The sequence below is a fragment of the Lentibacillus persicus genome (genome assembly GCF_900112705.1).
Lineage (GTDB): Bacteria > Bacillota > Bacilli > Bacillales > Amphibacillaceae > Lentibacillus > Lentibacillus persicus.
In genome coordinates, this window is sequence record NZ_FOMR01000008.1 from 76,220 (window position 1) to 94,782 (window position 18,563).

The 18,563-nt window shown below is 45.3% G+C and carries 20 protein-coding genes; 19 read left to right on the forward strand and 1 reads right to left on the reverse strand.

From position 1 onward, the window contains the following. The first annotated feature begins 144 nt into the window (after positions 1-144). From atpF to spoIIID, 13 genes are all read left to right on the forward strand, one after another. On the forward strand, positions 145-609 hold the full coding sequence (atpF, locus tag BMZ22_RS11560; RefSeq protein WP_425434285.1) for a F0F1 ATP synthase subunit B: 465 nt from the start codon (positions 145-147) through the stop codon (positions 607-609). Continuing rightward, the gene (locus tag BMZ22_RS11565) at positions 606-1,145 is read left to right on the forward strand and encodes a F0F1 ATP synthase subunit delta (RefSeq protein ID WP_090085694.1); all 540 of its coding nucleotides are present in this window, start codon (positions 606-608) and stop codon (positions 1,143-1,145) included. Before atpF ends, BMZ22_RS11565 begins: the two co-directional genes overlap by 4 nt. Before the next feature lie 21 nt (positions 1,146-1,166). After that, positions 1,167-2,678: a F0F1 ATP synthase subunit alpha gene (gene atpA, locus BMZ22_RS11570; protein WP_090085696.1), complete on the forward strand. Its 1,512-nt coding sequence runs from the start codon at positions 1,167-1,169 to the stop codon at positions 2,676-2,678. A gap of 99 nt (positions 2,679-2,777) precedes the next feature. Next, positions 2,778-3,641 (forward strand): ATP synthase F1 subunit gamma, encoded by an 864-nt coding sequence (gene atpG, locus BMZ22_RS11575; RefSeq protein WP_090085698.1) that lies wholly within the window; start codon positions 2,778-2,780, stop codon positions 3,639-3,641. Positions 3,642-3,680: 39 nt separating this feature from the next. Then, on the forward strand, positions 3,681-5,084 hold the full coding sequence (gene atpD, locus BMZ22_RS11580) for a F0F1 ATP synthase subunit beta (protein WP_090085700.1): 1,404 nt from the start codon (positions 3,681-3,683) through the stop codon (positions 5,082-5,084). Positions 5,085-5,187: 103 nt separating this feature from the next. Then, positions 5,188-5,583, forward strand: coding sequence for a F0F1 ATP synthase subunit epsilon (locus BMZ22_RS11585; protein ID WP_090085702.1), 396 nt, complete (start codon positions 5,188-5,190; stop codon positions 5,581-5,583). 315 nt (positions 5,584-5,898) lie between these two features. Further along, a complete protein-coding gene (locus BMZ22_RS11590) occupies positions 5,899-6,132 on the forward strand; it encodes a DUF1146 family protein (RefSeq protein ID WP_090085705.1) in 234 nt (77 codons plus the stop codon). Between the two features lie 209 nt (positions 6,133-6,341). Then, the gene (locus BMZ22_RS11595; protein ID WP_177183433.1) at positions 6,342-7,058 is read left to right on the forward strand and encodes a YwmB family TATA-box binding protein; all 717 of its coding nucleotides are present in this window, start codon (positions 6,342-6,344) and stop codon (positions 7,056-7,058) included. A gap of 33 nt (positions 7,059-7,091) precedes the next feature. Further along, positions 7,092-8,426 carry a UDP-N-acetylglucosamine 1-carboxyvinyltransferase gene (gene murA, locus BMZ22_RS11600; protein WP_090085709.1) on the forward strand — a complete coding sequence of 445 codons (1,335 nt, stop codon included), beginning with the start codon at positions 7,092-7,094 and terminating at the stop codon, positions 8,424-8,426. Between the two features lie 208 nt (positions 8,427-8,634). Beyond that, a complete protein-coding gene (gene spoIID, locus BMZ22_RS11605; RefSeq protein ID WP_090085711.1) occupies positions 8,635-9,756 on the forward strand; it encodes a stage II sporulation protein D in 1,122 nt (373 codons plus the stop codon). A gap of 224 nt (positions 9,757-9,980) precedes the next feature. Next, positions 9,981-10,919, forward strand: coding sequence for a stage II sporulation protein SpoIIQ (gene spoIIQ, locus BMZ22_RS11610; RefSeq protein WP_090085714.1), 939 nt, complete (start codon positions 9,981-9,983; stop codon positions 10,917-10,919). A gap of 302 nt (positions 10,920-11,221) precedes the next feature. Further along, positions 11,222-11,356, forward strand: a complete 135-nt coding sequence (locus BMZ22_RS17395) for a hypothetical protein (RefSeq protein ID WP_281242087.1) — start codon at positions 11,222-11,224, stop codon at positions 11,354-11,356. 400 nt (positions 11,357-11,756) lie between these two features. Further along, positions 11,757-12,041, forward strand: coding sequence for a sporulation transcriptional regulator SpoIIID (gene spoIIID / locus BMZ22_RS11615; protein WP_090085716.1), 285 nt, complete (start codon positions 11,757-11,759; stop codon positions 12,039-12,041). A 579-nt stretch (positions 12,042-12,620) separates the two neighbouring features. Here spoIIID and BMZ22_RS11625 read toward each other — a convergent pair. Continuing rightward, a complete protein-coding gene (locus tag BMZ22_RS11625; RefSeq protein ID WP_090085720.1) occupies positions 12,621-13,664 on the reverse strand; it encodes a nuclease-related domain-containing protein in 1,044 nt (347 codons plus the stop codon). A gap of 164 nt (positions 13,665-13,828) precedes the next feature. Here BMZ22_RS11625 and BMZ22_RS17130 point away from each other — a divergent pair, with 164 nt between their 5' ends. The 6 genes from BMZ22_RS17130 to fabZ all read left to right on the forward strand — a co-directional run bounded on the left by BMZ22_RS17130 (position 13,829) and on the right by fabZ (position 18,392). Next, the gene (locus BMZ22_RS17130) at positions 13,829-14,056 is read left to right on the forward strand and encodes a hypothetical protein (protein WP_218144052.1); all 228 of its coding nucleotides are present in this window, start codon (positions 13,829-13,831) and stop codon (positions 14,054-14,056) included. Between the two features lie 91 nt (positions 14,057-14,147). Next, positions 14,148-15,149 (forward strand): rod shape-determining protein, encoded by a 1,002-nt coding sequence (mreB, locus tag BMZ22_RS11635; RefSeq protein ID WP_090085724.1) that lies wholly within the window; start codon positions 14,148-14,150, stop codon positions 15,147-15,149. Positions 15,150-15,215: 66 nt separating this feature from the next. Beyond that, positions 15,216-16,019 carry a flagellar hook-basal body protein gene (locus BMZ22_RS11640; RefSeq protein WP_090085726.1) on the forward strand — a complete coding sequence of 268 codons (804 nt, stop codon included), beginning with the start codon at positions 15,216-15,218 and terminating at the stop codon, positions 16,017-16,019. Positions 16,020-16,029: 10 nt separating this feature from the next. Further along, positions 16,030-16,860 (forward strand): flagellar hook-basal body protein, encoded by an 831-nt coding sequence (locus BMZ22_RS11645; protein ID WP_090085729.1) that lies wholly within the window; start codon positions 16,030-16,032, stop codon positions 16,858-16,860. A 77-nt stretch (positions 16,861-16,937) separates the two neighbouring features. Beyond that, positions 16,938-17,273 carry a DNA-directed RNA polymerase subunit beta gene (locus BMZ22_RS11650; protein ID WP_090085730.1) on the forward strand — a complete coding sequence of 112 codons (336 nt, stop codon included), beginning with the start codon at positions 16,938-16,940 and terminating at the stop codon, positions 17,271-17,273. Between the two features lie 699 nt (positions 17,274-17,972). Further along, a complete protein-coding gene (gene fabZ / locus BMZ22_RS11655; protein ID WP_090085732.1) occupies positions 17,973-18,392 on the forward strand; it encodes a 3-hydroxyacyl-ACP dehydratase FabZ in 420 nt (139 codons plus the stop codon). Positions 18,393-18,563: the final 171 nt, after the last annotated feature.

Here is an 18,563-nt window from a genome sequence, read left to right on the forward strand (position 1 = left end):
TTGCCATGAAGGTTTGAAATGACGAAGGTTTAAAATTCCAGTTTAATAGCTCTATAACGTACAGTGAAAGGAGTGAATTTCGTGCAGTCATTCACCGGATTTACGCATGTATACGCAGTACTCGGCGGCCTCCACGTCGGCGATATGCTGATGCAGCTTTTCTTCTTTATCGTTCTGATCGCTTTAGTCCGTAAATTTGCATGGGGACCGTTAATGAACGTCATGCAACAACGTGAAGAATATGTAGCAGGGGAAATTGAAGCTGCTGAACAAAGCCGTGCGGAAGCTGAAAAAGCGCGTGAAGAAGCAGCTGAGCAGCTCAAACAAACAAAGCAGGAAGCATCCCAGATTATTGAAGATGCACGGAACGCCGGGACGAAACAGGAACAGGATATTATTGAATCGGCGCGCCAGGAAGCCGATCGCATCAAGGTATCGGCCCGGGAAGAAATCGAAAACGAAAAAGAAAAAGCGATTCAGACATTGCAGGACCAGGTTTCTTCATTATCCGTACTGATTGCCAGCAAAGTTATTGAAAAAGAAATCAGTGAGCAGGATCAAGAAGAACTGATCAACGAATACATTAAAGAGGTAGGAGAAGAGCGATGAGCGAAGTAGTAGCCAGCCGCTATGCAGAAGCTCTTTTTCAAATCGGCAATGAAAAAGGAACGCTGGAGCAATTGGTTGAAGAATCTAATGTCCTGAAATCGATATTTACCAATAACGACCAGCTTGCTGTATTCCTGGAACACCCGCGTGTTAATAATGAGAAAAAGAAGCAATTTCTTGACGATGCGTTTCAACGTTTCTCAGAAGATATACGGAATACGTTGAAGTTACTCGCATCACGTCATCGTATCGGCCTTGTGCCGGCCATTATTGACCATTTTACCCAAATGGTAAATGATGTGAAAGGAATCGCAGAAGCTACAGTATATTCTGTTCGCGAATTGTCACAAAATGAAAAAGAACAGCTGGAACAGTCGTTTGCAAAGCGCTTTAATAAACAGGCAGTTAAGCTTGATAATGTCGTTGATCCTTCAATTATCGGCGGTATCAAACTGCAGATTGGCAATCGGATTTATGATGGCACAATAAGCGGCAAACTCAAACGAATCGAACGGAATATGACAACGGCAAACTAATGAAGATAGGGGTGAAATGGTATGAGCATTAAAGCTGAAGAAATCAGTTCGCTGATTAAACAGCAAATTGAAAGTTTTGACGCTGGTTTGGAAGTCAATGATGTCGGTACAGTTATCGAAGTCGGTGACGGTATCGCACGTGCCCATGGGCTTGACGACGCCATGGCCGGTGAACTGCTTGAATTCTCGAACGGCGTTATGGGTATGGCGCAGAACCTTGAAGAAGGAAACGTTGGTATCGTCATCCTTGGACCGTTCACAGATATAAATGAAGGCGATGAAGTCCGCCGTACAGGCAGAGTTATGCAAGTACCTGTAGGGGAGGAATTGCTTGGGCGTGTTGTTAACCCGCTTGGCCAGCCGATTGACGGAAAAGGCCCGGTGGAAACATCAAAAAACCGTCCGATTGAAGCACCGGCGCCATCCATAATGGATCGTCAGGAAGTTAAGGAACCGCTTCAGACGGGCATTAAAGCAATTGACGCACTCGTTCCAATCGGACGCGGTCAGCGGGAATTGATTATCGGTGACCGTCAAACAGGTAAAACGACGATCGCAGTGGACACAATTTTAAACCAAAAAGACGAAAATATGATCTGTATTTATGTTGCCATCGGCCAGAAGGAATCAACGGTCAGAAGTACGGTTGAAACTTTCCGGCGTTATGGAGCACTCGATAATACAATTGTTGTATCTGCAGGTGCTTCAGAACCGGCACCGCTATTATACCTGGCACCATATGCCGGCGTTTCAATGGGTGAAGAGTTTATGCACGATGGCAAGCACGTACTTGTCGTGTACGATGACTTAACGAAACAGGCAGCAGCATACCGTGAACTTTCCTTGTTGCTTCGCCGCCCGCCAGGCCGTGAAGCGTTCCCGGGGGATGTTTTCTATCTGCACTCACGTCTGTTGGAACGTGCTGCCAAACTGAGTGATGATAAAGGCGGCGGATCGCTGACTGCGTTGCCGTTTGTTGAAACACAGGCAGGCGATATCGGTGCTTATATCCCGACAAACGTTATCTCAATTACAGACGGTCAAATCTTCCTGCAGTCCGACTTATTCTTCTCAGGTGTGCGTCCGGCGATTAACGCGGGTCTGTCCGTTTCCCGTGTGGGTGGTTCAGCACAGCGGAAAGCAATGAAGAAAGTTGCCGGTACATTGCGTCTTGATTTGGCATCGTATCGTGAACTCGAATCATTTGCCCAATTCGGCTCGGATTTAGACAAATCCACACAGGCCAAACTGGATCGTGGTGCGCGTACTGTTGAAATTTTGAAACAGGGGCTGCATCAGCCATTAGCAGTTGAGAAGCAAGTTATGATCATTTATGCACTGACGAAAGGTCTTATTGATGACATTCCGGTAGAGGATGTTACGCGCTTTGAAGCTGAATTCCACGCTTGGCTTGAAGAAAACCGGAAAGAAGTGCTTTCCACCATCCGTGAAACCGGCCAATTGGCTGAAGACGATGATATGAGAGAAGCCGTAGAGGCATTCAAGAAAACGTTCTTGCCGAGTGACCAGTAATTAATAGTAAAAGACAGAGTTTGGATGAAGAGCCGGAACTGAGCTTTCGGCTTCTGAATTCTAACCTCCGACCTCGATAAAGGAAGGGTGGTGAAAAGCTTGGCATCACTTAGAGATATTCAAAAGCGGATTGACTCGACATCCAAAACGAAACAGATTACCAAGGCAATGGAAATGGTTTCGGCTTCAAAAATGAGTAAAGCGGAAGAAAATGCTAAACGGTTTGTTCCCTACAGTGAAAAAATCCAGGAAGTCGTCGCCAGTATTGCCAGCAGTAATATGGATGCGGTACACCCGATGCTTGAAAAACGCGATGTTAAAAAGACCGGCTATTTTGTTATCACGTCCGATCGTGGTTTGGCTGGTGCTTATAATAGCGGTGTGCTTAAAAAGCTTTACGAAACAATTCAAAGTCGGCACCAATCAACCGATGAATACACCATCATCGTTGTCGGCCGTGTCGGTTATGAATTTTTCAGGAAGCGTGGCATGCCTGTAGCTAAAAGTATTTTGGGGATGTCGGATCAGCCGAATTTTAATGATATCAAAGACCTTGCATCTGAAACGGTTCAGATGTTTGTTGATGAAGAAATTGATGAATTGACTATTTATTATAACCATTATAAAAGTGCCATCTCCCAGATCGTCACGTCTAAGCAATTATTGCCGCTGACCGATATGGAAGAAAAAGCAACTGCCAGCACAAGCCAGTATGAGTACGAGCCAAATCAGGAACAAATTCTGAAAGTGCTCCTGCCGCAATATGCTGAGAGCTTGATTTATGGTGCCTTGCTCGATGGCAAAGCAAGTGAACATGCAGCACGGATGACAGCTATGCGTAATGCAACTGACAATGCCAATGAACTGATCGATGATTTGACTTTGTCATATAACCGTGCCCGTCAAGCCGCAATCACACAGGAAATCACTGAGATTATTGGCGGTGTCGCAGCACTTGAATAGCTCTTTACAGGAGTTTGACATAGGATAGGAGGGAAACAAATGAGCAACGGACATATAACACAAGTCATGGGGCCGGTAGTCGACGTTAAATTCGGCGAAGGAGAGCTCCCTGACATTAATAATGCATTAGTTGTCCGCCCCGGTGAAGATGATCCGGATATTGACCTGACACTTGAAGTCGCACTTCATCTTGGGGACAATGCAGTTCGTACAATTGCGATGGCATCGACTGATGGCCTTAAGCGCAATATGGCAATTGAGGATACAGGCGCATCAATCTCAGTACCGGTTGGTCAGGCTACGCTCGGCCGTGTCTTCAACGTACTTGGTAACCACATCGACCTTGATGAACCAGTACCGGAAGATAATCGACGTGACCCAATCCATCGTCAGCCGCCTGAATTTGAAAATCTGACGACAGATACAGAAATTCTTGAGACAGGTATTAAAGTTGTTGACCTGCTGGCACCATATACCAGAGGTGGTAAGATCGGTCTGTTCGGTGGTGCCGGTGTCGGTAAAACTGTACTGATCCAGGAATTGATTAACAACGTCGCTCAGGAACACGGCGGTATCTCGGTTTTCGCAGGGGTCGGTGAGCGGACACGTGAAGGTAATGACCTTTATTACGAAATGAAGGAATCCGGCGTTTTAAACAGAACAGCCATGGTTTTTGGTCAGATGAACGAGCCGCCGGGAGCACGTATGCGTGTGGCTTTGACTGGTTTGACCATGGCAGAGTACTTCCGTGATGAAGAAGGTCAGGACGTACTGTTATTTATCGATAACATTTTCCGTTTCACACAAGCCGGTATGGAAGTTTCCGCTTTGCTTGGCCGTATGCCGTCAGCCGTTGGTTATCAGCCGACACTCGCAACTGAGATGGGACAGCTGCAGGAGCGGATTACGACCACAGATAAAGGATCTGTCACATCGATTCAGGCCATTTACGTACCTGCCGATGACTATACAGACCCTGCACCGGCCACAACATTTGCGCATTTGGATGCAACAACCAACCTTGACCGTGGACTGTCCGAGCAAGGTATTTATCCGGCGGTTGACCCGCTGGCATCTACATCACGGGCACTTGACCCTGAGGTCGTCGGTGAAGATCACTACGAAGTGGCGCGTGAAGTGCAGCAGACGCTTCAAAAATACAAAGAACTGCAGGATATTATCGCGATTCTTGGTATGGACGAATTGTCTGACGAGGACAAACTGACCGTATCCCGTGCACGCCGTATTCAGTTCTTCCTGTCACAAAACTTCCACGTCGCTGAACAGTTTACCGGGCAGCCTGGCTCATACGTGCCAGTAAGCGAAACGGTTAAAGGTTTCAGAGAAATTCTCGACGGCAAACATGACGATCTGCCGGAAGACGCTTTCCGTTTGGTTGGCCGTATTGAGGATGTGGTCGAAAAAGCAAAAGATATGGAATAAAAATGATGACGCGTAATACTGGACAATTTCACAGCAAACAAGACGCCTTGTATTGCTGTGAATATCCTGCCCAGTTCATTACCTGTCTCAAGGAGGGGTTACATTGAGCACACTGACTGTAAGTGTTGTTACTCCTGATGGTCCGGTACTCGAAGACGGTTTTGAAATGGTCAGCTGTAAGGCTGAAAATGGAGAGCTCGGTATTTTGCCAGGGCATATTCCAATGGTCGCCCCATTAACGATCAGTTCAGTACGGCTGAAACTTGAGAGTGATACCAGACAACTGGCTGTAAGTGGCGGGTTTCTTGAGGTACGCCCGGATAAAGTAACAATACTGGCCCAGGCTGCAGAAGATCCTGCTTCTATCGATGTCCAGCGGGCAGAAGAAGCTAAACAGCGTGCTGAGCAGCGTCTCCAGGCCAAACAGGATGACATAGACTTCCGAAGAGCAGAATTAGCACTTAAACGAGCAATGAATCGACTCGATATAGCGCGTTAACCATAAATCGAGGTATTTTGCCCTGGTGGAACAAAAGGTTAACTTGTTCCGTGGCAGCGTTGCTGGAACTTGCGCATTACAGGTGTAGTCGAATTGGATATTAACGGGCACTTATCATCCTTTGTGATGATCATTGCCCGTTTTTTGCATGGGTGAACATTGTGCGGATTTGGTCACATAATTGTCGATATTCCCCGGGCAATAAAATCGGTGTCGATTATTCCAGGCCCGCCTGTCTCATATCAAATTTGACAAATGATGCCCAGCATGGCAAAGTAACAATTGAATTTTGATTTTAAATAAAGGTGTGGAAGTATGTTGTCATCCATCGGCTTAACCGCCATTATCAGTATGATATCGCATTTAATATTTATCTATATTACGTGGCGGGTCATTACAACGATCAACATTGATCCTCTTATCAGAAAGGGACGGGAAACGGAAGCGCGGATTCTGATAATATTTATCACCATCTTAATCGGCACAGGCGTCAGCCGCTTTTTCCTTGATTTTATTCAGTGGTCACAGGATCTCATATATCTTTTTTAAACCAAGGCTGGCAAGAATGAACGAACATGGGCGGGCGTGCGTGAATATGTTCCGGAAATCGCGATTATGTTTCGGACCGCACAAACATGTGCCGGATTGCGCTTACACTCGCGCCGAATTCGAATATAAAAACGAAAAATGAAAGCTGTCGTATGGAACAGCCCCCTTTTGTTAATACTATGAATATAGTTGTCAAGGGGGATTTTTTTATGAGAATAATAGGCTTTATATTAAGTGTTTTTTTATTAATGACCATACATACTGCAGCGGATGCACAACAATCAGATGAATTGACTGACCTTGCGTCGATTGTTAATGACAGTAGCCTGGCCGTTGACGGGTGGCAGGTGACAATAAAAGAAACGATGAATAAAAATAAAATCGACGGTATTCTGGAAAAACTGCAAGCAAAAAATAGTTATAAGGTCTCTAGTGCTGAGGACGAAAACACAGTAAAATATTTCTTTGAGCGCGTACAAAAAGACACCAGCCTATCCGAAAGCTTTAATGTTGTCATTTCAAAGAACCCTCGACATAAATCGGAGTTTATCGCAGTTTTGGAGGGGGAAGATTGGAATAAAGGAAAGGCTGCTGCCTATCTTGACCGAATTAATACAATACAAACGACATATTTCACAAAAAAGTCGACAAAGTTTGCTTGTTTAATGACAGACATTGATGCTAAAATAGAAGGTGCTTATTTTTTTGACAAACTGCAACAACGATTAAATCTGTCGATAACGAAAACGCAGACAGATAACAATGAAAATTCTACGGTTAAAAAAATTGTGTACGGGTATACACCACTATGGAACCAAGCAATTTCGACAGAAGAACCTATGAACTTGCAAATAGTGGTCCAGGACCATGCACACGGAAGCGCGCGTTTGACGATAGGCACACCTATCCTTATTAATGAATACTAATATAGTGAAATTGGATTATAAGGGGAATAGAATATGGATAAAATCATCGTGAAAGGCGGGAATCGGCTTGAAGGCTCCGTACGAGCAGAAGGCGCAAAAAATGCTGTGCTGCCGGTCATAACTGCAAGTATGCTGGCAAGCGAAAAGAAAAGCGTTATTACCGATGTTCCCGTGCTGGCTGATGTGTATACAATCAATGAAGTATTGCGAAATATGAATGCAGATGTCCATTTTGCTGATAATACAGTCAGCGTTGATGCAACAAATCAATTAACGACAGAGGCTCCATTTGAATATGTTCGAAAAATGCGTGCGTCAGTGTTGGTGCTTGGCCCGTTATTGGCACGTTACGGACACGCCAAAGTTGCTATGCCCGGTGGCTGTGCCATCGGATCCAGACCAATCGATTTGCACCTGAAAGGCTTTGAAGCTATGGGAGCGCATGTACACGTGGGCAACGGATATGTTGAGGTGAATGCTCCCGGTCGCTTGCATGGTGCGAAAGTTTATTTGGATATGCCTAGTGTTGGGGCAACAGAAAATATTATGATGGCTGCGTCATTAGCTGAAGGCAAAACGATTATTGAGAATGCTGCTAAAGAGCCCGAAATCGTTGACTTGGCAAACTTCCTGAACAAAATGGGAGCAAAAGTTGTTGGAGCCGGAACCGAAACGATTCGGATTGAAGGCGTGGAAAAAATGTACGGCACTGAACACAGCATTATTCCTGACCGTGTTGAAGCGGGCACCTTTATAATTGCAGGTGCTATAACCGGTGGCAATATTCTCGTTGAAAATGCAGAAAGTGAACATCTGCGCTCAGTGATTTCTAAACTTGAGGAAATGGGCGTGACGATCCTGGAAGAAGGCGATGGCCTCCGTGTCATTGGTCCGGATAAACTGCTCGCAACGGATATTAAGACATTGCCGCATCCCGGCTTTCCGACTGATATGCAGTCGCAAATGATGGCGCTCATGCTGAATGCTTATGGCACCAGCGTCATTACTGAAACAGTGTTTGAAAATCGGTTTATGCATGTAGAAGAATTCCGGCGTATGAATGCGAAAATGAAAATCGAAGGACGCAGTGTCATTATAGAGGGTCCTGCCGACCTTCAGGGTGCAGAAGTAGCTGCAACTGACCTGCGCGCTGCCGCTGCACTGATTTTGGCGGGATTGACAGCTGACGGTTATACCCGCGTAACTGAATTAAAACACCTTGACCGCGGCTACGTCAACTTTGCAGAGAAATTGGCGGGTCTGGGCGCCGATATTGAGCGCGTGAACGAAGACGGCGATCAAGTTAACCCATTTGCCGACGTTGTTAATATGAACGACAGCGCCATAGCTGAATTGTCACAATCGTAATAACATGTTTAAATAAGCAGACAGAAGTGCACAACGCTCCTGTCTGTTTTTTGTTGTCTAAAACTTTTACAATTCATTTCTTAAAAGTGAAAAATCCGTGTTCTATTGTTTTCATGAACTGTATAAATTTAATAATAGGGATACTAGAGGCTGTACTATTTAACCAGAATCACAGGACACCAACTATTTAAAAGCAAGGAGGCAGTTCATGAAAAAAAGTAATATTATTTCCCAGCTTCGAAAAAAGAACAAAAAACGCAAAAACCAATCAATTCAGCTGCTGCAAAAAAACAGGAAGCCGTTTAACATTAACGGCAGCAAATCAGTTTGGAAATCGCCAGCCTTTCTGTTGCCGGCAATTCTTATGACCGTTATTTTAATCATACCAACATTAATTGTCGTACCATTTATGTCCGATTCTGAGGAACAGGAAACAACCGCTGAAAATAGTACCGAGGATATAGAAATTTCCATGGGAAGCTCGCCATTTTCCGTTGAAGTCATGCGTGCAAGCTCGGAGCAAGTTGAAAGTGTTCCATTGGAAACGTATGTCGCACGGGTGGTTGCCTCTGAAACGCCTTCCGAATTTGAAATGGAGGCATTAAAAGCCCAGGCACTGGCAGCGAGAACATTTATCGTGAATCGTCTGCTCCATCAAAGTGATAACGATGAGGCAGATGTGACAGATACAACAAGTGATCAAGTCTATCATAATGAGCAAGAATTAAAGAAAACGATGGGGAGCACATATGATGAAGACATGGCTAAAATTCGTAAAGCCGTTGCAGCAACAGAAGGCGAGATTTTAACGTACAAGAATAATCCGATTACAGCGGCCTATTTTTCCACCAGCAATGGCTATACCGAAAACTCAGAGGATTACTGGGAAAATAAGGTCCCTTATCTGCGGAGTGTCGAAAGCCCGTGGGATACAAATACACCCAAGTTCATGGATCAGAAGATTTTCACGATAAGTGAAGTTGAGGAACTGCTCGAAACAGATTTACCTGCCAGTGAAGCTATTTCGATGGATGTGAGCAGGACCGAGGGGAATCGGGTTGGTGAATTGAAGATAGGCGACAAAGCATTCTCAGGGAGGAAGATTCGTGAGACGCTGGGATTGAAATCGAGTGACTTTTCCATTGAAAAGAAGCGTGATCATCTCATTTTCACGACCAAAGGCTACGGCCATGGGATTGGCATGAGCCAATTCGGCGCGAATGGCATGGCCGAAGAAGGCAAAACATATAAGGAAATTGTAAAGCATTACTACCAGGATGTTGAAATCAGCACGGTTACTAAGACCGCGCCAACATTAGTAGCCAAATAACACGGTATGCTGGCATCTAACTATATAAGTGAAACAGACCCGGGGTGGATACGAAATCCCGGGCATTTTTTGTTGCTGCAAAAGGTCCAAATACGCCGGAAAGCGTGATCAAACACTTAACTTTCCCGGAAATTCAGAAAAAATGCATAAAACCTGGAAAATTTTATAATAAAATGTATAGTTTTTGTTTTTTCTGCTCAGAATGGTTGGTGAGGTGATGAGATATGAATGAGGAAAACAACGGCACTCCAAAAAATAAGTGGAGCCGCATATTCCGCAAGAAGTGGTTTTTTCCAGCAGTTTACTTGACGATTGCTGCGCTTCTCTTGTCATTGGTGGTATGGTACCAGAACCTCGGCAGCCAGATTGATGAAAGCCAGGAAGAGGAATACACAGAAGACTATGCCCCAATCGAACATGAAGAAGATGCTCAGCCAGTCATGGAACAGCAGGAAGTCGTTCAAAGGCCTGTCGAAAACATGGATCAAGCAGAAATCGTAACTAAATACTATGATTACGACGCAGACCAGGAAGATCAGGAGAATGCCATTGTCGTCTTTAACGACCGTTACTACCAAAGTACTGGCATCGACATTGCTTCTGCTGATGGCGAAACATTTGATGTGTTGGCATCATTGAGTGGAACAGTTACGGAAGTGAAGGAAGATCCGCTGCTGGGCAATGTCGTGACACTGACACATGAGAACGATGTGACAACCCATTATGCCAGTTTAGGAGATGTGGGAGTTTCTGCTGATGATGAGGTAGCACAGGGTGATGTCATTGGCGCCGCAGGGAAAAATCTTTTTGGAAAAGATAACGGAACCCATCTGCATTTTGAAATCAGGAAAGATGGTGAAGATGTGAATCCGGAAAACTTTTTCAACCAGCCATTAAGTGAACTGGATTCCGCTGGGACTGAAAGTGATGAAACCGAAAGTGTGAATGAGGCATCTGACGGAAGTGAACACGAAAACACAGAATCTGAAGCATCTGAAGAAGGCAGTGACGAGGAAGCCACAGAAGAAGACGATGCTGCTGAGGATTCAGAATCCAACCAGGAAGAAGACGGGACTTCTGAAGACTCAGAAACAGATGATGAGGAAGACAGCACAACGGAAGCTGACGAATCATCAAATGATCAATCGAATGAAGAGCAGTAAACGATTCCCCCTTTCTATATTATAAATGCGCAGAATTAAGCGCAAAAACCCTAGTGATGCAGCTAGGGTTATTTTTTTGTGTTAAAAATGTGGCTATTAAATTGGAAAATGTGTCTGAAAAGGTTATGCATTTGTTCATGTATGTGATACGATGTAGTCAAGAAATTATATTTACAGAATCTTTTGCCTATTAAAGATACTACCCATCAGTGTGGCATAAAAAAACTGCATTACGCTGTTGTCTCCCAGATAGGTTGTAATAGGGCCGGCTGACAATTATATTGCGGAGAGGGGTCATTTATATGAGAAAACTTATAATTCTGACGGGTATTACTGGAACACTGTTCGCAGGTATCCTGATATTTGATTCAGTGAATGCAAAAGACGTTCAGGCACCGCTTATTCAGGCTGAAACACAAGCAGAAGATGAGGATTGATACTTTAAAGCTTGAGCGCATTGAGCGTGAACGTTTAAGAGAAATATTAGCCGGGCCCTATTTTCCTTCCTGCCTCCCTTCTCGAAAATACTTCTCGTCCTTTTCTTCAAAGAAGCAGGTTTTATTCATAATCCACCAGCGACAGTAATAAACTGTTATAAACCCAACATTCAGAAAAGTCTGAGGTGAGAGCTTGTGTAGCTTTTCCTCCAGTCATCCAAGTCCTTGTTCCATACATACAATTTTAATTGTGAAAGGCGTCTCGCTTTATTTAGTCATTGATATAAATACACCCAGAGCTGCACAGAGATGCATGTCAGAAGATAAGTGAACAGCAACAATTGTCTCACCTTGTCTCAAACCACACCTCGGAAATATCCAACTTAGGGAGGCGAATGGTGTGCACGATTACATCAAGGAAAGGACAATCAAGATAGGAAAATATGTCGTGGAGACGAGGCAAACTGTCAGATTGATCGCGAAAGAATTCGGTGTTTCGAAAAGTACTGTACACAAAGACCTGACAGAACGATTGCCTGAAATAAACCCCGAACTCTATAACCAGGTTAAAGACGTACTTAATTATCACAAATCAATCCGCCATCTCCGCGGAGGCGAAGCAACACGAAATAAATACAGAGAAGATAAAAAAACAGAAGATCCCACCTTTAAGCCAGTAGGATAGAAAAAGCCAATTCCATGACTGACGAACATTAAAGGAGGTGGTGCACTCGTATTGATCGACGCTTATCACGGGAGGTGTCTGTACAAGAATCGAGTCCATTACAGTGTGTAGTATCATCGGATAAAAGTGGAACACAGCTCAAACCAACCTCATTTTAAAGGGAGGTATACATCGAAAACCCGGCCGCATGTGCCGGGTTTTCTGCGTGTCTGCAAGTTGGATTTGAACGGCGAGATATGGGCGGGAACGGGCGAAAATGCTCCGGAGCGGCGGGATATGTTCCTGAATGAGCAGATATGTTCCGGAGCGGTGAAATATGGGCGGGAGCGCGCGAATATGTTCCGGAGCGCGCGAATATGTTCCGGAGCGAGCAGATATGTTCCGGAACGAGCAAAAATGTTCCGGGATGGTAGGAATATGTTCCGGAGCGATAAAATATCACTTCCAATAGCGCAAATAAACCCTGTGGCGCACGCACAAGCGGGTTGGCCCCCATGATTCCCGGCAGCAAACGGCAAACCGGGGATTGTTGCATAACTGCTAAACACACGCCGTGATAATGTAAGAACATCGGGATGGTTAAATTAACTTTTGTTTCGCAAAGGCATTGTTGAATGTAATTGGTATAGCTGAGTTTTGCGGGAAATTTTTTACTGAAGGTGAATAATAAATTGTACCTTTATTATTACCAGAAGTATTAAGTGCCATAGACCGCAGAAGGGTATAGGCAGTTTTTCTTGAATTGATCTGCAATAACTCACGGCACTGTTTATTTGTGATCGTTGGGTTATGCAGGAGGAAATAATCAAGAATCACACGTTCGTGGGCATTTTTACTGACAGCAGAGCATTTTGCGCACTTCCAATTTTTATACACGCGTGTCATCGGATAGTGGCCACAGTTTCTGCAAGGTATGCCTCTAATCAAATGCTGTGCGCTTATACCATGTTGCGCTAATATATCTGTTCGGAGTGGTATGTCCTCATCGAGCAGTGTCTGACATATTTTTTTCAATTGGGTGAAGGAAAGGATATCCCGTGTATAACAGCGGTGGCGTCTGTCGAGGTTCTCATGCAAGCTTTCATTGTGGATAATTTTCTGATATACGTCGGGTTCGTCCCGCACATTTTTAATTATTGTCGTGGGGTAAGCGATAACCACAAGGGTTTCGATCGGCATATTAAAAATCCCATGCCGTGCCAGCCAGCCCCGCAAATGGTCTTTTTGGGCTTCAGCCTGCAGAATCGGATCTTTGAAGGATCTCACTTCACCATCAACTGTTTGGGTCATTTGTTGTTGTTCTGAATCGTATGCAAATGTTCCTTTTTGGTTTTTAATCTCGAGAATGTAAAGGGCTTTTGTAGTGAGGATAAGGGTATCGATCTGAAAAGGAAAGGGGGGATTTTTCAATCGAATGCCCTGAATAATGAAGAAATCTTTATCCGGATAGGTGGAAAGTTTGTAGTCAACATTCTTCTCGCCATCATAGCCAGCCTTTACCCTCTTGTATTCTGATACAATGGCTTCATGTAAACGGTACTTTTCTAAAATGCGCCTGAACAGAGCTTCGTACGCCAAAAGCTCATGCGATTTTTCGCGGTACTTGATTGTGGTCGAAAACAAAAGTAAACACTCCTTTTAATGTTGTTCATTAAAATAATAATTCGACATTTCCCGGGAAATTCCTGCAAAAAATGTTAACTGTTTTATAAAATTATTTGATAGAGTCCTAAAAAATGTGCCTGAGCGGGAGGGGCATGTTCCGGGATGAGCAAAAATGTTCCGGAGTGACGAAATATGTTCCGGAACGGCGCAATATGGGCGGGAACGGGCGAATATGTTCCGGAACGGCGCAATATGGGCCGGAGCGAGCAGATATGTTCCGGAGCGGCCAAATATGTTCCGGAGCGAGCAGATATGTTCCGGCCCAGCGAAACATGTGCCGGCCCCGGAGCCACGGAGGCGTTTACTTCAGTCACCCTTCAGGCCGTGAATTTTTCCTGTTCTTTTTTTGAAATTGGCAGTTATATGTTGAATTTTGTGGTAAAATATAATATTAGTAGCAGTATGTTTACATACGGATTGAGGACAGGGAGGATCAGATGAATGTTTTCAAGGGACATCGGGATTGACCTTGGGACAGCCAATGTGTTGATTCACGTGAAAGGAAAAGGAATTGTTTTAAATGAACCGTCCGTTGTGGCGATGGACCGTAATACCGGCCGTGTGCTTGAGGTTGGCGAGGAAGCGCGCCGCATGGTAGGACGGACTCCAGGCAATATTGAAGCGATCCGCCCTTTGAAAGATGGTGTGATTGCTGACTTTGATGTGACTGAAGCGATGCTGCGGCATTTTATCGATAAAATTAATGTGAAAGGTTTCTTAACAAAACCGAAAATGCTGATTTGCTGCCCGACCAATATTACAAAAGTTGAGCAAAAAGCCATTAAAGAGGCAGCGGAAAAGTCCGGCGGTAAAAAAGTTTACCTGGAAGAGGAGCCGAAAGTGGCAGCGATTGGCGCCGGTATGGAGATTTACCAGCCGAGCGGGAATATGATCGTCGATATCGGCGGTGGGACAACGGATGTTGCTGTTTTGTCGATGGGGAATATTGTAACGGCTGAGACCGTTAAAATGGCCGGTGACAAGTTTGACGTTGAGATTCTTCAGTACATTAAAAAAGAGTACAAAATGCTGATTGGTGAACGGACGGCTGAAGAAATTAAAATCAGTGTTGCGACCGTCCGGGAAGGTTCGCGGCATGAAGAGCTGGATATTCGCGGCCGTGACATGGTCAGCGGCTTACCTCGCACGATTACCGTTGGGTCCGAGGAGATCGAAAAAGCACTTCGGGAGCCGGTTGCAGTAATTGTGCAGGCTGCTAAGCAAGTGCTTGAGAAGACGCCGCCTGAGTTATCAGCTGATATCATTGACCGTGGTGTGATCCTGACCGGAGGTGGTGCGTTGATTCATGGTATTGATGAACTGCTCGCAGATGAATTAAAAGTGCCTGTCCTGATCGCAGAGGATCCGATGGACAGTGTCGCTAAAGGTACCGGCATTATGCTGGAAAACATCGATAAAGTAGAACGGAAAAAAATCGTCTGATTCAAATTTGGCACGGGCCTTGCAGTCTACATGGACCATTTGCCTGATGTGAGGAGGCTGACATAAATGTTGAGAGGGTTTTACACAGCTGCCAGCGGAATGATCGCCCAGCAGCGGCAACAGGAGGCGCTGTCGAATAATATATCAAACGCCCAGACGCCGGGGTATAAGGCAGATCAGCCTGCTTTGCGCGCTTTTCCTGAAATGCTGATGTATCAGATGGGCAATCAGCATGTGCCGACATCCCGCGGCGTGAATTTGCCCGACAACCAACCGGTCGGGCCGATGAACACAGGGGTGTATGTGCACGAAAATCTTCCCGATTACAGCCAGGGAGATGTGCGTGAGACAGGTGTTTCGACTGATTTGGCGCTGATAAACGGCAATCTTCCGGATGCAGCGGGAAATCTCTTCTTCACTGTCCAAAATGAAGACGGGGAGGAACGTTACACCCGAAACGGTAATTTCACTGTCGATGGCGCTGGGTTTCTTGTGAATACGGAAGGTTATTATGTTCTGGATGACACAGGCGCGCCGGTGCAAACAGGTGGTATGGAATTTAACGTGACCGAAGATGGCGTGCTGCAGACAGCTGATGAAAATATCCCGCTGGGCGTTGCTTACGCTGCAAACAGCAACCAACTGGCTAAAGAAGGGGACGGGTTGTTCACAGGAGAAGCCGGAGCAGTGCCGGCTGAAGCAACGTTTTCAGTCCAGCAGGGTGCGCTGGAAGGGTCCAATGTGGATTCGGCACAGTCAATGACTCAGATGATGGAATCGTACCGTATGTTTGAAACGAATCAGCGTGTACTGAAAGCTTACGATGAAAGCATGGGCAAAGCAGTCAGTGAAATTGCCCGCTTAGGCTAGGAGGGGTCGTATGTCACGTTCTATGATACAGGCAGCCGTTACCATGAATCAGCTGCAAAGCAAAATGGATCTGATCAGCAACAACATGGCGAACAGCCAGACAACAGGCTATAAAACACGGCAGGCTGATTTTGCATCATTATTATTTCAGCAAATTGATAATATGACAGACCCTGCAAATGCCGATGGCCGCTTAACCCCAGACGGTGTAAGGGTCGGTTCAGGTGCAAAACTTGGCTCAGTCAACATTGACCTTACGCCAGGGTCACTCCAGGAAACTGAACGCGCATTGGATGCTGCTCTGCTGGAAAAAAATCATCTTTTTCAAATCCAGGTGACCGAAAATGACGTTACCGAAACGCGCTACACACGTGATGGCTCATTTTATTTATCACCGCTGAACGGTGGGGAAGACGTCATGCTTGCAACGAAAGATGGTCACCCGGTCTTGGGTGAAAATGGCCCGATTATTATTGAAGAAGGTTTTGATGCCATCACGATTGACCCTGATGGACAAATTTCCGTCCAGCGTGGTAATGTAAATGAAAATGCCGGGAATTTGGCAGTTACCGAAGCTGTCCGCCCGCAATTGCTTGAAGCAAGCGGCGATAATACGTTCCGTTTGCCTGACTTAGACGAATTAGCGTTTGATTTCGCGGAAATTATGCAGCCGGCCGGCCAGAACTCAGAAATTTTGAGAAGCGGTGCGCTGGAGCAATCCAATGTAGATATCGGCAGCCAAATGACTGATTTACTCAATGCTCAGCGTTCATATCAATTTAATGCACGGACAATTTCGATGGGCGATCAAATGATGGGACTCGTCAATCAGTTGCGCTAAATCGTTTTTCAATCGTATGCTTATGAAACCAACAGCCAAGAGCAACAGCAACAAATGGAAGTAAGGAGAAACAAGCCATGCCTACAGATGAAAAGGAAAAAACAACATCCCGGGAGAACAGTCAACAAACAGAAACTAAAGACGCGAGGCCGCAGCAGGAAGAAACACCAGACAAGGCAACCCGTCAGGAGCAAAAGAAACAACAAAAAAGAGAAAAACGGGAAAATAAAAAACCGCGAAGACGCATTTTCCCCATTTGGCTCAGGATTATTGTTGTTTTACTTCTTTCAGCAATTGCTTTGGCCTCCGGGTTAATCGTTGGCTATGGTGTCATCGGCGACGGTAACCCAATGGAAGCCCTCGAGTGGGAAACATGGCAGCATATTATTGATATTGTGGTGAAAGAGCGATAGGCTCTAGCTTAAAACGCAGCATCTTAATAAAGGAAAGAACCATCCACATCAAAAGCCCGAACAAGTTCAATATAAACATCCGTTGTCCGGTAATGATGCCGGGCATTTTTGTTTAGATGACCAAGCTGTTTTCGTATGGATTATTGTTAGCTGCTTCGTAATAGATGTAAACTGCGAACTAGTGAAAATTCTTCCTTCTTAATTTCGGTAAGCATTGACACCGCTCCGGCAATATACTTCGCTTTCCATGGGCACGGCCTCGGGCCAACACGATGTTGGTCACAAAGGCGTTGCCACAGGACGTGGCGGCCTTAGCCTTTGAACCTTTCTTGCGGGTGTCTTCGGACACGTGCTGTTCCCATTGGAGTCTACGCATATTGCCTGCGCTTAAAAATGCTCACTGAATATTCGTTGGGAGTATTGAATAAACAACCTCAGCGAAGGAAATACACGGAGACTTCTCCGGGAGCAAAGGCATAGGTGAGACTTCGTTAGTGCGCCAGCACGAGAAGGCTCACCAGCCGCCCGCGAAAAGCGGAGTGTATTTCCGAAGCGGCGGAACACGCACCAATTCAAAATTAAAGTTAGTTCGCAGTTTATAATAACTGCTAACTGCGAAGGTTGTTTTAAATATTCTGACTAACCCTCCCTATCTGTTATAATGAAACCAGCTTACATACGCTAAAGGAGAGAGATACATTGGATATCGAACAAATAAAGGAAACCATCCCGCACCGCTACCCGTTTCTGCTCGTGGATAAAGTATTGGAAATGGAAGAAGGCAAACGGGTTGTCGCATTAAAAAACGTTTCAGCAAACGAGCCATTTTTCCAGGGGCATTTTCCGGACCACCCCGTTATGCCCGGTGTTCTCATTATTGAAGCCCTGGCACAGACCGGTGCGATGGGCGTGCTTGGCATCGAAGAAAACAAAGGTAAAATTGGCTTCCTCGCCGGTGTTGATAAATTCCGATTTAAGCGGCAGGTGAAGCCGGGAGATCAACTGTGGCTGGAAGTTGAAATTACCCGGGTGAAAGGACCGGTCGGCAAAGGTAAAGGTGTCGCAACAATCGACGGTGAAGTAGTATGTGAAGGCGAAATCACATTTGCAGTCAGATAGTCTCCCTTGCCATTCTTAACAAATACGGACAGCAGGACCCTGCCGGATTTTTACAAATCAGGCACGCGTTTTGCTGTCCGTTACCCTTTCTTCAATCAGCGGGCATTTCCCCTCCAGGAATTTTTTAAAAAAATAAGTATCTCATTTCATAAAATGGATAACCTAAGGGCG

Bases quoted from the DNA above. Each gene is read 5' to 3' on its own strand.
- atpD (WP_090085700.1), top strand. From the start codon at position 3,681: ATGAGCAACGGACATATAACACAAGTCATGGGGCCGGTAGTCGACGTT.
- BMZ22_RS11595 (WP_177183433.1), top strand. From the start codon at position 6,342: ATGAGAATAATAGGCTTTATATTAAGTGTTTTTTTATTAATGACCATA.
- mreB (WP_090085724.1), top strand. From the start codon at position 14,148: ATGTTTTCAAGGGACATCGGGATTGACCTTGGGACAGCCAATGTGTTG.
- BMZ22_RS11565 (WP_090085694.1), top strand. From the start codon at position 606: ATGAGCGAAGTAGTAGCCAGCCGCTATGCAGAAGCTCTTTTTCAAATC.
- BMZ22_RS11590 (WP_090085705.1), top strand. From the start codon at position 5,899: ATGTTGTCATCCATCGGCTTAACCGCCATTATCAGTATGATATCGCAT.
- murA (WP_090085709.1), top strand. From the start codon at position 7,092: ATGGATAAAATCATCGTGAAAGGCGGGAATCGGCTTGAAGGCTCCGTA.
- atpF (WP_425434285.1), top strand. From the start codon at position 145: ATGCTGATGCAGCTTTTCTTCTTTATCGTTCTGATCGCTTTAGTCCGT.
- BMZ22_RS11645 (WP_090085729.1), top strand. From the start codon at position 16,030: ATGTCACGTTCTATGATACAGGCAGCCGTTACCATGAATCAGCTGCAA.
- BMZ22_RS11640 (WP_090085726.1), top strand. From the start codon at position 15,216: ATGTTGAGAGGGTTTTACACAGCTGCCAGCGGAATGATCGCCCAGCAG.
- BMZ22_RS11650 (WP_090085730.1), top strand. From the start codon at position 16,938: ATGCCTACAGATGAAAAGGAAAAAACAACATCCCGGGAGAACAGTCAA.
- BMZ22_RS17395 (WP_281242087.1), top strand. From the start codon at position 11,222: ATGAGAAAACTTATAATTCTGACGGGTATTACTGGAACACTGTTCGCA.
- spoIIQ (WP_090085714.1), top strand. From the start codon at position 9,981: ATGAATGAGGAAAACAACGGCACTCCAAAAAATAAGTGGAGCCGCATA.
- spoIID (WP_090085711.1), top strand. From the start codon at position 8,635: ATGAAAAAAAGTAATATTATTTCCCAGCTTCGAAAAAAGAACAAAAAA.
- atpA (WP_090085696.1), top strand. From the start codon at position 1,167: ATGAGCATTAAAGCTGAAGAAATCAGTTCGCTGATTAAACAGCAAATT.